General features: G+C 71.7%; 15 protein-coding genes and 2 tRNA genes. 3 read left to right on the forward strand and 14 right to left on the reverse strand.

Annotated elements, in window-relative coordinates; genetic code table 11:
- Nucleotides 1–760, forward strand: a 760-nt coding sequence (locus IEZ01_RS31360; protein WP_189205100.1) for an NADH-ubiquinone oxidoreductase-F iron-sulfur binding region domain-containing protein, incomplete at its 5' end; no start/stop codon positions are given.
- A gap of 53 nt (nucleotides 761–813) precedes the next feature.
- Here the strand turns inward: IEZ01_RS31360 and IEZ01_RS31365 are convergent.
- Nucleotides 814–886 (reverse strand) — tRNA-Ala (locus IEZ01_RS31365).
- 136 nt (nucleotides 887–1,022) lie between these two features.
- On the opposite strand from IEZ01_RS31365, the gene IEZ01_RS31370 reads away from it, so the two are divergent.
- A complete protein-coding gene (locus tag IEZ01_RS31370; protein ID WP_189205101.1) occupies nucleotides 1,023–2,285 on the forward strand; it encodes a glycosyltransferase 87 family protein in 1,263 nt (420 codons plus the stop codon).
- On the opposite strand, the gene IEZ01_RS31375 is transcribed toward IEZ01_RS31370, so the two are convergent.
- The 8 genes from IEZ01_RS31375 to IEZ01_RS31410 all read right to left on the reverse strand — a co-directional run bounded on the left by IEZ01_RS31375 (nucleotide 2,264) and on the right by IEZ01_RS31410 (nucleotide 7,193).
- On the reverse strand, nucleotides 2,264–2,497 hold the full coding sequence (locus tag IEZ01_RS31375) for a hypothetical protein (protein ID WP_028797521.1): 234 nt from the start codon (nucleotides 2,495–2,497) through the stop codon (nucleotides 2,264–2,266). The two genes, IEZ01_RS31370 and IEZ01_RS31375, sit on opposite strands and share 22 nt — an antisense overlap.
- A 543-nt stretch (nucleotides 2,498–3,040) precedes the next feature.
- Nucleotides 3,041–3,113 (reverse strand) — tRNA-Ala (locus tag IEZ01_RS31380).
- Nucleotides 3,114–3,198: 85 nt separating this feature from the next.
- The gene (locus tag IEZ01_RS31385) at nucleotides 3,199–3,852 is read right to left on the reverse strand and encodes a histidine phosphatase family protein (protein ID WP_028797522.1); all 654 of its coding nucleotides are present in this window, start codon (nucleotides 3,850–3,852) and stop codon (nucleotides 3,199–3,201) included.
- Nucleotides 3,849–4,280, reverse strand: a complete 432-nt coding sequence (gene rsfS / locus IEZ01_RS31390) for a ribosome silencing factor (protein ID WP_019886222.1) — start codon at nucleotides 4,278–4,280, stop codon at nucleotides 3,849–3,851. The genes IEZ01_RS31385 and rsfS overlap by 4 nt, the downstream gene beginning before the upstream one ends.
- Before the next feature lie 67 nt (nucleotides 4,281–4,347).
- Nucleotides 4,348–6,105, reverse strand: a complete 1,758-nt coding sequence (locus IEZ01_RS31395; protein ID WP_189205102.1) for an LCP family protein — start codon at nucleotides 6,103–6,105, stop codon at nucleotides 4,348–4,350.
- Nucleotides 6,106–6,124: 19 nt separating this feature from the next.
- The gene (nadD, locus tag IEZ01_RS31400; protein ID WP_189205103.1) at nucleotides 6,125–6,742 is read right to left on the reverse strand and encodes a nicotinate-nucleotide adenylyltransferase; all 618 of its coding nucleotides are present in this window, start codon (nucleotides 6,740–6,742) and stop codon (nucleotides 6,125–6,127) included.
- A gap of 52 nt (nucleotides 6,743–6,794) precedes the next feature.
- The gene (locus tag IEZ01_RS31405) at nucleotides 6,795–6,956 is read right to left on the reverse strand and encodes a hypothetical protein (RefSeq protein WP_019886225.1); all 162 of its coding nucleotides are present in this window, start codon (nucleotides 6,954–6,956) and stop codon (nucleotides 6,795–6,797) included.
- A gap of 84 nt (nucleotides 6,957–7,040) precedes the next feature.
- Nucleotides 7,041–7,193: a hypothetical protein gene (locus IEZ01_RS31410; RefSeq protein WP_019886226.1), complete on the reverse strand. Its 153-nt coding sequence runs from the start codon at nucleotides 7,191–7,193 to the stop codon at nucleotides 7,041–7,043.
- Between the two features lie 145 nt (nucleotides 7,194–7,338).
- Between IEZ01_RS31410 and IEZ01_RS31415 the strand changes: the two genes are divergently transcribed.
- A complete protein-coding gene (locus tag IEZ01_RS31415) occupies nucleotides 7,339–8,412 on the forward strand; it encodes a M48 family metallopeptidase (protein WP_019886228.1) in 1,074 nt (357 codons plus the stop codon).
- Here IEZ01_RS31415 and IEZ01_RS31420 read toward each other — a convergent pair.
- From IEZ01_RS31420 to proB, 5 genes are all read right to left on the reverse strand, one after another.
- A complete protein-coding gene (locus IEZ01_RS31420) occupies nucleotides 8,397–9,470 on the reverse strand; it encodes an SCO2583 family membrane protein (RefSeq protein WP_019886229.1) in 1,074 nt (357 codons plus the stop codon). The two genes, IEZ01_RS31415 and IEZ01_RS31420, sit on opposite strands and share 16 nt — an antisense overlap.
- A 125-nt stretch (nucleotides 9,471–9,595) precedes the next feature.
- Nucleotides 9,596–10,216 carry an SCO2584 family spore wall biosynthesis protein gene (locus IEZ01_RS31425; protein WP_019886231.1) on the reverse strand — a complete coding sequence of 207 codons (621 nt, stop codon included), beginning with the start codon at nucleotides 10,214–10,216 and terminating at the stop codon, nucleotides 9,596–9,598.
- Nucleotides 10,217–10,314: 98 nt separating this feature from the next.
- Nucleotides 10,315–11,604: a glutamate-5-semialdehyde dehydrogenase gene (locus tag IEZ01_RS31430; protein ID WP_189205105.1), complete on the reverse strand. Its 1,290-nt coding sequence runs from the start codon at nucleotides 11,602–11,604 to the stop codon at nucleotides 10,315–10,317.
- Between the two features lie 202 nt (nucleotides 11,605–11,806).
- A complete protein-coding gene (locus tag IEZ01_RS31435; protein WP_019886234.1) occupies nucleotides 11,807–12,316 on the reverse strand; it encodes a DUF8830 family protein in 510 nt (169 codons plus the stop codon).
- 148 nt (nucleotides 12,317–12,464) lie between these two features.
- On the reverse strand, nucleotides 12,465–13,592 hold the full coding sequence (proB, locus tag IEZ01_RS31440) for a glutamate 5-kinase (protein ID WP_189205107.1): 1,128 nt from the start codon (nucleotides 13,590–13,592) through the stop codon (nucleotides 12,465–12,467).
- Nucleotides 13,593–13,777 lie beyond the last annotated feature (185 nt).

Raw genomic sequence — 13,777 nt, forward strand, 5'->3', positions numbered from 1 at the left:
GCCGCTCCCCCAGGGCGTGCTGACGGGCGGCTACCACGGCAACTGGATCGACGCGACGGCCGTGCACAACGCCGTCGTCTCGCGCGAGTCCCTGGCCGCCGTGGGCGGGTCCCTGGGCGCCGGCGCGATCCTGCCCATCGGCCCCGAGACCTGCCCGCTCGGTGAGGCCCTGCGGGTCGCGAACTGGCTGGCGGCCGAGACGGCCGGCCAGTGCGGGCCCTGCCGGCTCGGTCTGCCCGCGGCGGCCGGCGGCCTGTCGGACGTGCTGAACGGCGGCGGGCCGGCCGCCCTGGAGGCCCTGAGAGCGGTCACACAGGCTGTGAAGGGCCGGGGTGCCTGCAAGCACCCGGACGGTTCGGCCCGGTTCTTCGCGTCGACGCTGTCCGCGTTCACCGACGATCTCGCCGCCCATGTCCTGGACGGCGGCTGCGGCCGGGAGACGACCGGTGTGCTGCCGCTGCCCGCGCCCGGCTACCAGGACGCGGAGGAGTCGATTCCGAGCGGCGAGAAGCTGGCGGTCGACTGGACCCTGTGCCAGGGGCACGGTCTGTGCGCGGACATCGTGCCGGAGCTGATCCGTCTGGGCCCCGACGGCTACCCGGCGCTCGCCGACGCCTCCGTCCCCGTACATCTGCGGGGCCGGGCCCAGCGGGCCGTGGGCCGCTGCCCCGCGCTGGCGCTGCGTATCGAGCAGGCGCCGCAGGAGCGCCCCGCGCTGCCCGCCCCGTCCCGTAAGGCCCTCGGCAGCGGCCGGAGTTGAGAAAGCCGAGAGGGCGGGGCATCCGATCCGGATGACCCGCCCTCTTCGATCTGTGGAGCTAAGGAGAATTGAACTCCTGACCTCCTGCATGCCATGCAGGCGCTCTACCAACTGAGCTATAGCCCCTTGCGTTCCGCCGCCCCGTTTCGGGTTTCCCCCGCGGCGACAGACAGAACATTACACGGTCACCCCCGTGCATCACCAAATCGGTTCCCGTCGGCCCCGGAGGGGCTGTCGGAGCGGGCCGGTAGGGTCCGTCAGCGTGACCGTGTCCGTGATCGCCAAGTTCCGTGTCCGCCGGCGGCCCCTCGCCGCCGCGGCGGCCGCCTGTCTGCTGTCGTTCGCCGGTTTCTGGCTGGCGCAGCGCGCGGCCCATGTCTCGATGCTCGACCTGATGGTCTACCGCGCGGAGGGCGAGACCGTGCGGGCCGGCGGCGACCTCTACGCGATGCGCGCCACGTCGGCGAACCTCGCGATGACCTACCCGCCCTTCGCCGGGCTGCTGTTCACCCCGCTCACCCTGCTCGGCGTGCCGGAGATGCGGACGCTGGCCACGGCGGGGAACCTGCTGCTGGTGGTGGCGCTGGTCCATCTCTCGCTGCGGCTGGTGGGCCGGGACCGGCTCGAGACGACGCTCTGGGCGGCCGCCGTCCTGGTCTGGTGCGAGCCGGTGTGGACGACGCTGCGGTACGGCCAGATCAATCTGCTGATCGCGGTCGCGGTGCTGTGGGACCTGACCCGTCGTGACACGAACCGGTGGGCGGGTGTCGGCATCGGGCTCGCGACCACGGTGAAACTCACACCGGGACTGTTCGCGTTCTACCTGCTGGTCGTGGGCGTGATCCGGCTGCGCCGGGGAGAGGGCTGGAACAGCTGGCTGCGGCAGTTCGCGGTGGCTTCGGCCACCTTCCTCGGGGCCACGGCCGCGAGCGCGCTGATCCTGCCGTACGACTCCCGCCGCTTCTGGACCGAGACGCTCTTCGAGACGGGCCGGGTCGGCTTCGCCGAGGAGACCGCGAACCAGTCGCTGCGCGGAGTGCTGGCCCGGCTCATGCACACGGACGATCCGGGCATGTGGTGGGCGGTGGCCGCGGCGCTGTTCGCGGTCGCCGGGCTGGTGCTGGCGGTACGGGCGGCGCTGCGCGGGGACCGGGCGGTGGCCGTGGTCGCGGTCGCCGTGACGGCCCTGATGATCAGCCCGATCTCCTGGTCGCACCACTGGGTGTGGTGCGTGCCGGTCCTGGTGCTGCTCGTGGACCGCGCCGCCGGGTGGGCGTGGACGGCGCCCGTGGCGTTCGCGTTCTACTCGTTCGCGCTGTGGTGGGTGCCGCACGACCCGGGCCGTCCCGAACTGGACCAGAACGCCGGACAGATGGTGCTGTCGGCGGTCTATCCGCTGGCGGCGGGGGCCGTGATGTGGCTGCTCGCGTTCCGGTTGCCGCGTGGCGCCGGCCCCGGGATCGAGGACGGGGCCGCACCCGCGGAGAAGACCGGGGCCGCGGCTCAGGCGGTCGCGAAGGAGTAGAAGCGTTTCAGGGTGCAGTGCTCGTCGAGGAGCCGTCCGTAGATCGGCTCGCCCTCCAGCTCCCGGTAGGTCTCGATGGGGTCGCCTTTTATGATCAGCGCCCGGGCGCATTCCTCGCACCAGTACTGGAACTCGGGGTTGATCGGGTCCATGTCGCGAACGATCGGCGTACCGCTGCCGCACCAGTCACATTTCCGCCTGTGCGCACCCATCACTCAGCTCCAGCTGTGGCCGCAGGCCGTGCACACATAGGACACTCCCCCGTTGTCGCCGAGTACTTGGGCGACATGGGCGGAACCGCACGTGGGGCAGGTGAGGCGGGCAAGGACCTCTGCCCCGGCAGGGTGAGCACCGGCCCCCTCGAAACTGCCAGCGGCCATCGCACATTCCCTCCCGTCCGGACCGTCGTCCCCCTCCGGCGGTCCGATTCTGCCATGGCCTCGCAAGGGGGTCAGCGGGATCGGCGCACCGTACCGGCCACCGCACCCAAGATCGACGCCGTGGACAGTGCCCCTGCACATACCCACCAGGCCTCCGCTGAAGCATGTGCCACGGGCGATGTCAGCAGGGTGAAGAGGAACCCGGCGTTGACGCCCATGACGACGGCGATCCTCAGCAGCCGGCGACGACCAACTGGAGCCCCGCGCCGGATGCGTTGAGGTCGGTACGGAGATCCCGCGGCGGCTTCCGCGGGCCGGGCAGGTGTCCGGGGAAAGCACGAATCCCGCCCCCTGATGGGGACGGGATCCGGATTGTGGAGCTAAGGAGAATTGAACTCCTGACCTCCTGCATGCCATGCAGGCGCTCTACCAACTGAGCTATAGCCCCTCGTGTTCTTCGCGCTCCGCGCTGCGAACAAGAAGAACTTTAGCCTGTGACCTGCCGGAAAGTGAAATCCGGGTCGGCGGAGGTCTCAGTCGTCGTCGCCGAGCACCGGTTCGGGCAGCGTTCCGGCGTTGTGCTCCAGGAGCCGCCAGCCGCGGGCGCCCTCGCCGAGGACGGACCAGCAGCAGTTGGAGAGGCCGCCCAGGCTCTCCCAGTTGTGCGCCTCCAGGCCGAGCAGACGGCCGATGGTGGTGCGGATCGTGCCGCCGTGGCTGACGACGACGAGGGTGCCGTCCTCGGGGAGGTTCTCGACGTGCCGCAGCACGAAGGGGGCCGCCCGGTCGGCGACCTCGGTCTCCAGCTCGCCGCCACCGCGGCGCACGGGCTCCCCGCGCTTCCAGGCGGCGTACTGCTCGCCGTGGCGCTCGACGATCTCGTTGTGGGTCAGGCCCTGCCACGCCCCTGCGTAGGTCTCCCGCAGGGCGGGGTCGTGCGTGACCTGATGGCCGGTGATCGCCGCCAGCTCCTTGGCGGTGGCCGCCGCCCGCTTCAGGTCGGAGGCGACGATCGCGTCCGGCTTCAGCGAGGCGAGCAGCCGGGCGGCCCGGCGCGCCTGGGCGAGACCGGTGTCGGTGAGCTCGATGTCCGTGGAGCCCTGGAAGCGGCGCTCCAGGTTCCACGAGGTCTGGCCGTGGCGCCACAGGACGATACGGCGGCCGCTGCCGCCCTTGGTGCCGTTCAGCTCAGCTCACCGTCCGTGGCGCCCGTCAGCCGGGCGTGCTCCTCGGCCTTGCCCTTGGTCTTCAGGGCGTCCTCGGGCAGGGGCAGCTCGGGGCAGTCCTTCCACAGCCGCTCCAGGGCGTAGAAGACCCGCTCCTCGCTGTGCTGGACGTGGACGACGATGTCGACGTAGTCCAGCAGGATCCAGCGGGCGTCGCGGTCGCCCTCACGGCGGACCGGCTTGGCGCCGAGGTCCTTGTTGAGCCGCTCCTCGATCTCGTCGACGATCGACTTGACCTGGCGGTCGTTGGGGGCGGAGGCGAGCAGGAAGGCATCGGTGATCGACAGTACGTCGCTGACGTCGTACGCGATGATGTCGTGCGCGAGCCGGTCGGCGGCCGCCTGAGCGGCGGCGTTGACGAGCTCGATGGAGCGGTCCGTGGCGGTCACAAGCAGGCTTTCGTCGGCGGTCAGAGACTTCAAGGGTCTCACGGACCGCCGACAGCCCCGCAAACGATTAGTCGCCCGCCTGCCCGTCCTGTCCGCCGGAGCGACGGATCTTGTAGTCCTGGCCGAGGACGACCGTGACATCGGCGTTCGTGGCGGCCTTGCCCTGCTGGACGGCGCCGGCCGGCAGCCCGAGGGTCTTTGCGACCTCGTCGGCCTTCGGCTTCTGGGCCGCGTCACCATAGATGACCTGCGACTTCGCCTCCTTGTCCGCCTTGCCGCTGTCGATGAAGGCATAGCCGCCATTGACCAGCACGATCCGCGCGGCCTCGGTGGCGTCCCCGTTCCCGGTGGCGTTGCGGACGCCCACGCGTACCGCCGCGCCCTGCTCGGGAGCGCTGATCTTGCCGCCGAGGATGTCCTTCACCACACTGCCGGTCGCCTCCTCGCCGAGCGTCCCGTCGGGCTCCACAGGGAGGACCGCCGTCTTGTAGTCGCCGCCCTTGGCGTGCTCGGCGAGCTTGGCGAGGGAGGCGCCGAGGTCCTTCTCGGGCAGGGACGGGTCAAGGATCTGGACCAGGGTGGCCACGGTCTCCGTGGCGCTCTTCGGGTCGCTGGAGATCTTCCGCAGCACCCCGTACATGACCGCGCCGAAACGCTGGAGCTGCTTGGCCTCGGGCTCGCCGGGACCGCGGTGGGTGGCGTACGCGACGGCGGCTGGGCCGCTCAGCGTCTGGTTCTCACCCTTCTTCACCAGCGGGTCCTCGCCGGGCTTGGCGGCGGGCACATCGGTGTCGGTGGTGATGTCGATGTTGCCGACGATCTCGACGAGGTTCTCCAGGAACGGGGTGTCGAGCCGCCAGGTTCCGGTGATCTTGGTGCCGAGGAGGGTGCCGATCGCCTCACGGGTCCCGCTGGCGCCGTCGTCCTCGACCGACTTGCCGAGCGTGGTGGTGGTGCCGTCGTCGTTGGCGACGGCGAGCGCGTTGGGGAGCAGGACCGTGGTGCCCTGGCCGGTGGTGGTGTTGTCGACCAGGAGCGCGGTGGAGGTGCCGCCCTGCTTGGTGTTGTGCAGGTGGACGACGATCACGTCCCGCTTCTGCGGGCCGGTGGCGGTGTTCTTCCGCTGCTCGGGGTCCGAGGTGCCCGGGAGCATGCCGGCGGACCAGAGGTAGCCGACGCCGCCGACGACCGCGAGCGCGAGGACGACGATCAGCGCGACGACCCGGTTGCGGCCGCGCCGCCGGGCCTCCTCGCGCCGCTCGGAGCGGCTCTCGGTGAACTTGAGCCAGTCGATGACGTCCTCGGAGTCCTCGTTCGGCTCCTCGATGAACGAGAACTGCTCGGTGCGGTAGGTGGGCTCCTCGTCGGGGGCGGGGCGCCGGGGACCGGGCACGGCGGAGGGCTGCGGCTGGGCGGGCGGCTCGGGAGCCTGGACCGGGGCCGGGGCGGCGGCCTGCGCCTGCTGCTCGTACTGCTGCTGCGGGGGAACGTTCCACTGCTGGGTGGTGTCCACGGCCGCCTGCTGCCCGGTCTGGTCGTAGGCGGGCGGGTAGCCGTAGCCCTGCTGCTGGCCGTAGGCGTCGTAGCCGTACGCCTGCTGCTGCGGCCCGCCACCCGCCGCGTACGGGTCGTAGTCGTAGCCGTACCCCTGCTCGGCGGCGGGCTGCTGTGGCTGCTGTGGCTGCTGTGGCTGCTGGGCGTACGGATCGTAGGTGTGCCCGGGCTGCTGGGCCTGCTGCTGGTACACCGGCTGCCCGTACGCGTCGTAGCCGATGATCTGCGGCTGCGGCTGGTACGGGTCGTACGGGTGCTGCTGGTCGTTCACCGGTGCCCCTCTCCGTGGCTCACTCGCCGCGGTACAACTGGCGCTTGTCGATGTAGCGCACCACGCCGTCCGGCACCAGGTACCAGACGGGGTCGCCCTGCGCGACCCGTGCCCGGCAGTCCGTGGAGGAGATCGCCAGCGCGGGCACCTCGACCAGGGACACACCGCCCTCGGGCAGGCCGTCGTCGGTCAGGTCGTGTCCGGGGCGGGTGACTCCGATGAAGTGGGCGAGGCCGAAGAGCTCCTCGGCGTCCCGCCAGGTGAGGATCTGCGCGAGCGCGTCGGCCCCGGTGATGAAGAAGAGGTCGGCGTCGCTGTTCAGGGAGCGCAGGTCCCGCAGGGTGTCGATGGTGTACGTCGGTCCGCCGCGGTCGATGTCGATGCGGCTGACCGAGAACTGCGGGTTGGAGGCCGTGGCGATGACCGTCATCAGATAGCGGTCCTCGGCCGGTGTCACGGCCTTGTGGCTCTTCTGCCACGGCTGCCCGGTCGGCACGAACACCACCTCTTCGAGGTGGAACAGGGCGGCCACCTCGCTGGCGGCCACCAGGTGTCCGTGGTGGATCGGGTCGAACGTCCCGCCCATCACGCCGAGTCGGCGCTTGCCGGGGCCAGTAGGCACTTCCTGCTCTCCCATGCGTGCAGAGCCTACTGGCACGGCGGAGCACCCGGTCCCGGCGGTCGCCGGCTCAGCGGTCGCGGTTGAAGAGCGTGGTGATCCACAGCAGCAGGAGCAGCGCGAGCAGGGCCCCGCCACCGGTGATGTACGGGTTCAGGCTGGCGTGGTTGCCACCGTGTTCGGCGCCCTCGGCGAGCGTGACCAGGTTGGCGGCGGCGCTGGGGAGACTCATCTTCGGCAGGACCTATCGATCGTGGGTGGGAGCGGAGACTTCGCGCACATCGTATGCGGGCGGTCCGGGCACGCTCACGCCGACTCAGTCGTTGGAGTCCTGGTTGCCGTATCCACGCAGCAGGAACCACGCCAGCAGGGCGCAGCCGACGATCGAGACGATCAGCACGATGCGCAGAGTGTTACCGGGTCCGTGCTGACCGGAGGCGGCGACGAGCAGTGCGGTGGTGTCCGGCATGGCAGGTGTGCTCCTCAGTTGTCCACAGGGCCCCAGTTGTCCTCAGGGCCTGAGTTGTCCACAGGCTCCGGCACACCGTAGCCCCAGCGCCTAGGCTGGGGTCCGTCAGGGGGACGAGCCGAGACTCGTAGAACAGGGGGCATCCATGACCGACAGCAGCCATGAGAACGTGCCGAGCAGGCAGCGCAAGCGCTTCCCCGGTATTTCCTCGCGTGCGTACGAACATCCCGCGGACCGCTCCGCGCTGGTCGCCCTGCGCAGGCTCAGCGGCTTCGACACCGTCTTCAAGGCGCTGAGCGGGCTGCTGCCCGAGCGCAGTCTGCGCCTGCTGTTCCTCTCCGACTCGGTGCGGGTGAGCGACGCCCAGTTCGCCCATCTCAACGCCATGCTGAGGGACGCGTGCTACATCCTGGACCTGGAGAAGGTCCCGCCGATGTATGTGACGCAGGACCCGAAGCCCAATGCCATGTGCATCGGCCTGGACGAGCCGATCATCGTGGTCACCACGGGGCTGGTGGAGCTGCTCGACGAGGAGGAGATGCGGGCCGTCGTCGGCCACGAGGTGGGGCACGCGCTGTCCGGCCACTCGGTCTACCGGACGGTACTGCTCTTCCTCACCAGCCTTGCGCTGAAGATCGCCTGGATCCCGCTCGGCAATGTCGCGATCATGGCGATCGTGACGGCGCTGCGGGAGTGGTTCCGCAAGTCGGAGCTGTCGGCGGACCGGGCGGGGCTGCTGGTCGGACAGGATCTGCAGGCGTCGATGCGTGGCCTGATGAAGATCGCCGGTGGCAACCACCTTCATGAGATGAATGTCGACGCGTTCCTGGCGCAGGCCGAGGAGTACGAGGCGGGCGGTGACCTGCGCGACTCCGTGCTGAAGATCATGAACGTGCTGCCCCGCTCGCACCCGTTCACCACCGTGCGCGCGGCCGAGCTGAAGAAGTGGGCCGAGACCCGCGACTACCAGCGGATCATGGACGGTCACTACCCGAAGCGCGACGAGGACAAGGACACCTCGGTGAGCGACTCCTTCCGGGAGTCGGCCTCGCACTACGCGGAGTCGGTGCGCACCAGCAAGGATCCGCTGATGAAGCTGGTCGGCGACATAGCGGGCGGCGCGGGCGACCTCGGCGGGAAGCTGCGCGAGCGGTTCACCGGCGGTGGTACGTCCGGCTCGGGCGGCCGGGACACGGGGACGGGTCAGGGCGAGGGCTGAGCCTTCGGCGCCAGGGCCCCGCAGACGGGGGCGGTGCCCTGGCCGTCGGCGTACGGGTCGGTGCCCGCGGGTCCGGGGCCGGTGGCCCGCTGGCCGGCCAGGAGCGGCCGCAGGGAGCCGGTGGTCTCGGAGGCCGCGCAGTCCTGGGGTCCGGCCTGGACGGTGCTGGTCACCAGCTCGGCCCGGTGCATCCGCAGGTCCTCGCGGTCGAAGCGGAAGTGCAGCTCGCGCCGGACGGTGAAGAGCGACGCCTCCCCCGGAGGGCCTGAGCCGGCCGGGCGCACCGCGTAGGCGAAGGTGTGGTCCGAGACGACGTCGAGGACGTCGGTGTCCGTCTCGCTGAACCGGAACGTGCCGTGGACCCGCACGTCGTGGTCGGCGACGGCGACCTTCGCCGGGTCGAAGCGCACCAGCCAGCCCGCCGCCGCGTGGCGTCCGTCGTCCTTCGGGGATTCCATGCTCCGGTCGAACTGGGCCAGCTGGTCCGGGTCGAGCAGGAGCCGCACCGGGCGGTCGGTGGCGCCGGCGAGGACGTCCGGGTCGAGCGAGGACTTGACCAGGTAGTCCTTGGCGATGGTCATCGCGGTGACGACCTGGCCCTCGGAGAAGTGGGCGGTGCGCTTGGCGACGGGGAGGTTGATGCCCGCGGCGGCGGGCCGGTACTGGGCGGCGGGGCTGTGCGCGTACAGCTCGGCGGGCGTGCCTCCGGGGACGGTGCCGGGGGGCTCCAGCGGGATCACGGTGCTGCGCAGGGGCTCGGCGCGCTGGTCGGGGGGTGGCAGATAGGGGTTGCGTACGCCGAGGTAGATGGCGGTTCCGAAGGCGAGGAGGATCAGCAGGACCAGCAGGAGCGCCTGGCGGGAGCCGGATCCGGACAGCCGGCCGGGGCGGCTGCGGACGGCCTGGGCGTGTTCGCCCATCCGCTCCTGGGCGGAGAACTCCTGGAGGCGGGCAGCGCGGACGAACGACTCGTCGAAGACGACGGATCGGTACTCGTCCTCACCACCGCCGGGGCCCCCTTCCGGTGGCCCCTCAGGCGGGTCGCCACGCCCTGCCATACCTTCAGAGTAGGTCCGCGCGGGCTTCGGTAAACGCCCAGGTACACGACAACTTCGGACGACTTCGGACGCCTTTGGGCAGCGGCGCCCGCCGCCCGTCGGGGCCCTTCTCCGGGCGCCGCCGGTCAGGGGGTGCGGGGCACGGCCGGGACCGGCGGGGCGGAGTATTCGGCGGACGCCGAGGGTCGGGTGGCCGAGGGGACACCGGGGACGGTGGCGCCGGGGGTGTCGATGCCGGTGGTCGCCGGGGCGGGGATCCGGTCCTGGCGGTTGCCCGCGGCGCCCCGGTAGGCGGCGGAGAAGGCGAGGGCGACCATGCCCACGCCCATCAGGACGGCCAGCACCCAGGCGACCGGGCGGTGCCAGCGGGTCGCGCCGCGGTAGGGGCGCAGGGCGCCGCCGTGGGGGCCGTACGGTCCGCTCTCGTCGTAGTCGTCGAAGTCGTCGAGGACGCCCTCGTCGTAGCCGCGTTCGCGGGTGCGGTCGTCGTGGCCGTAGTGGTCGTCGTAGAGCTCGTCCTCGGGGCCCGTACGGCCGGATCTGGCCCGGGCGGCCTCGGCCTCGGCGCGTGCCTGGGCGGCGGCGAGGAGGCGCTCGACGGCGGTGGGTTCATGGATCTCGGCGGCCCGTACGAAGTCCTCGTCGAACACCACGGAGGCGAAGTCCTCGTCGGCGCCTCCGCGGTCGACAGATTCCTCGGGGTCCCCGCCGTCCGGGAACGGCCTGCCCCCCACGTCGTCCGGCACGGGTTCAGCGTAGCCCCGGGCGGGCGTTTTGGGCAGGGAGTGTCCGACATTCCGGTGGCCCGGACGGGCCACCGGAAGTCTCGCCGCGGTCGGGACGCCTATCGGACGTGGCCGTCGCCGGTGACGATGTACTTCGTGGAGGTGAGCTCCGGGAGGCCCATGGGGCCGCGGGCGTGGAGCTTCTGGGTGGAGATGCCGATCTCGGCGCCGAAGCCGAACTGGCCTCCGTCTGTGAAGCGGGTGGACGCGTTCACCGCGACGGTCGTCGAGTCGACCAACTGGGTGAAGCGGCGGGCGGCGGCCTGCGAGGTGGTGACGATCGCCTCGGTGTGGCCGGAGGACCAGAGCCGGATGTGGCCGACGGCGGCGTCCAGCGAGTCGACGACGGCGGCGGCGATGTCGTAGGAGAGGTACTCGGCCTCCCAGTCCTCGGGCGTGGCCGCCACGACGGTGGCCTTGGAGCCCTCGGCGTGCGCGAGGACGCGCTCGTCGCCGTGGACGGTCACACCGGCCTCGGCGAGGGCCGCCAGGGCGCGCGGCAGGAACGCCTCGGCGATGTCCTGGTGGACCAGGAGCGTCTCGGCGGCGTTGCAGACGCTGACCCGCTGGGCCTTGGAGTTGACCAGGATGTCGACGGCCATGTCGAGGTCGGCCTGGGCGTCGACGTAGACGTGGCAGTTGCCGGTGCCGGTCTCGATGACCGGGACGGTGGACTCCTCGACGACCGTGCGGATGAGGGAGGCGCCGCCGCGCGGGATGAGGACGTCGACCAGGCCGCGGGCGCGCATCAGCTCCCGTACCGAGTCGCGGGACTCGCCCGGGACCAGCTGGATCGCGTCGGCGGGCAGGCCGGCGCCGCCCACGGCGTCGCGCAGGACCTTCACCAGGGCGGTGTTGGAGGAGTAGGCGGAGGAGGAGCCGCGCAGCAGGACGGCGTTGCCGGACTTCAGGCAGAGGGCGGCGGCGTCGACGGTGACGTTCGGGCGGGCCTCGTAGATGATGCCGACGACGCCGAGGGGCACCCGGACCTGGCGCAGGTCGATGCCGTTGGGGAGGGTCGAGCCGCGGACCACCTCGCCGACCGGGTCGGGCAGCGCGGCCACGTCCCGGACGTCGGCGGCGATGGCGCGGACCCGCTCCGGGGTGAGCGTGAGCCGGTCGATGATCGCCTCGCTGGTGCCGACCTCCCGGGCGCGGGCGATGTCCTCGGCGTTGGCCTCGACGATTTCGGCCGTACGGACCTCGAGGGCGTCCGCGATCGCCAGCAGGGCGTCGTCCTTGGCCGAGCGCGGGAGTGGCGCGATGTCGGCGGCGGCGGTGCGGGCCCGGTAGGCGGCCTGGGTGACCGGGGTCATGTTGTCGTAGGGCGAAAGCGAGGTCGAGGTCATGTTCGCAGGGTACTGCGGTTGGCGGCGCGGCCCGGACGGCGTTCCTCCGCCGTCCCGCACTCCGAGACGGCGGCCCGCACACCGGCCGGCCGCGGCCGGATCCGGCCGCCCTCGTCGCCCCGGGAAACCGCCGTAGCCCTCGGCGATCCGCGCCCCGGGCCCGGCCGCCCTCCGCCGGCCCCGCCGCCCCGGAAGCGCGGGCTCAGAACGGGTGCACGCCCACCGGCGCGGCCGGCGGCGGGCCGTAGCCCTCGGCGATCCGCTGGTGGTAGGTCTCGCGGTCGATGACCTCGAGCCCGACGATCTCCCAGGGCGGCAGCTTGGCGGTCTGCCGGTGCTCGCCCCACAGCCGCAGGGCGACGGCCGCCGCGTCGTGCAGGTCGCGGGCCTCTTCCCAGTAGCGGATCTCGGCGTGGTCGTTGGCGTACCGGCTGGTCAGCAGGAAGGGATGGTCGTGGGCGAGCTGCTCGAGGCCGCGTCTGACGTCCTTCAGCGGGGCCTCGGGGCCCGACGCGCTGAGGGTGATGTGCCAGAGCTTGGACAGCTGCCGGTCCTCGCCACGGCCGTCCGCGGCGCGGTGGGTGTCCGCGGACGTGTCCCGCCGCGCCTCCCGGTCCTCGTCGGTGTCGTCGAAGTCGGCCCCTGCCTCGACACTGGTCAGGGCGCGTTCGGCCGTCCCTCGGGGCAGAGCCCCCGGGCGCGCTCGTCTCACCGGCGGCCTCCTGTGTGATGCGTTGTGGTGCTGGCTGAACCCCGCCTTACCCCCGAGACAAAGTTGACCAGCCCGGCGCCGGGGATGGGGCGGTTTTCAGGAAGGTGTCTGCCGGAGGGCCGGAGTTTCAGCCGTTTCAGGAACGCGTTCAGGACTGCACGACGACGAGGTCGTCCCTGTGTACGACCTCCCTCTCATATGCCGGACCGAGTTCCTTGGCGAGCTCACGGGTGGAGCGGCCGAGGAGCTGGGGGATCTCCTTGGCGTCGAAGTTGACCAGCCCCCGGGCGACGGCCCGGCCCTCGGTGTCCCTGAGCTCGACCGGGTCGCCCGCGACGAAGTCGCCCTCGACCGCGGCGATACCTGCCGGGAGCAGCGACTTCTTGCCCTCGACCACGGCCCGTACAGCGCCGTCGTCCAGGGTCAGGGCGCCCTGCGGGGTGGAGGCGTGGGCGAGCCACAGGAGCCGGTCGGCGGAGCGGCGGCCGGTGCGGCGGAAGTACGTGCCGGTGTCGCGGCCGGCGAGCGCGTCGGCCGCGCGGCTGGCGGAGGTGAGCACCACGGGGACGCCGGCGGCGGCGGCGATCCGGGCGGCCTCGACCTTGGTGACCATGCCGCCGGTGCCGACGCCCGCCTTGCCGGCCGAGCCGATCTCGACGTGGGCGATGTCCTGGGGGCCTGTGACCTCGGCGATGCGGGTGGTGCCGGGCTTGGCCGGGTCGCCGTCATAGAGGCCGTCGACGTCGGAGAGGAGGACCAGCAGGTCGGCGCGGACGAGATGGGCGACGAGGGCGGCGAGCCGGTCGTTGTCGCCGAAGCGGATCTCGTCGGTGGCGACGGTGTCGTTCTCGTTGACCACGGGCACGGCGCCCATGGCGAGGAGCTGGTCGAGGGTGCGGTAGGCGTTGCGGTAGTGGGCGCGGCGGCTGGTGTCGTCGGTGGTGAGCAGGACCTGGCCGACCCGGACGCCGTAGCGGGCGAAGGAGGCGGTGTAGCGGGCGACGAGGAGGCCCTGTCCGACGCTGGCGGCGGCCTGCTGGCGGGCCAGGTCCTTGGGGCGGCGGGCGAGCCCGAGCGGTGCGAGGCCGGCGGCGATGGCGCCGGAGGAGACGAGGACGATCTCCTTCTCGCCGCCGCTGCGTACCTTCGCGAGTACGTCGACCAGGGCGTCGACGCGGTCGGCGTCGAGCCCTCCGGACGCGGTGGTCAGGGAGGACGACCCGACCTTGACGACGATCCTGCGCGCTTCCGTCACGAACTGCCTTGCCACTGTCACATCGACGAATCTATGTCAGGCGCGGCGGGCGCCGCTCCTTCATTTCAGCCGCTGGACAGCGGCTGAACAGTTGTTGGACAGCCCTCGGGGAGCTGTCGGGCACCTGTCGGGCGACGGGTGCGTAAACCTGGCCCGACGTGGCGGGTCGATTCAGGTGAACTTCTCCTCCTTCCCGGGGAGTCGGC

The organism is Streptomyces purpureus, assembly GCF_014648195.1.
In the GTDB taxonomy this organism is placed as follows: domain Bacteria; phylum Actinomycetota; class Actinomycetes; order Streptomycetales; family Streptomycetaceae; genus Streptomyces; species Streptomyces purpureus.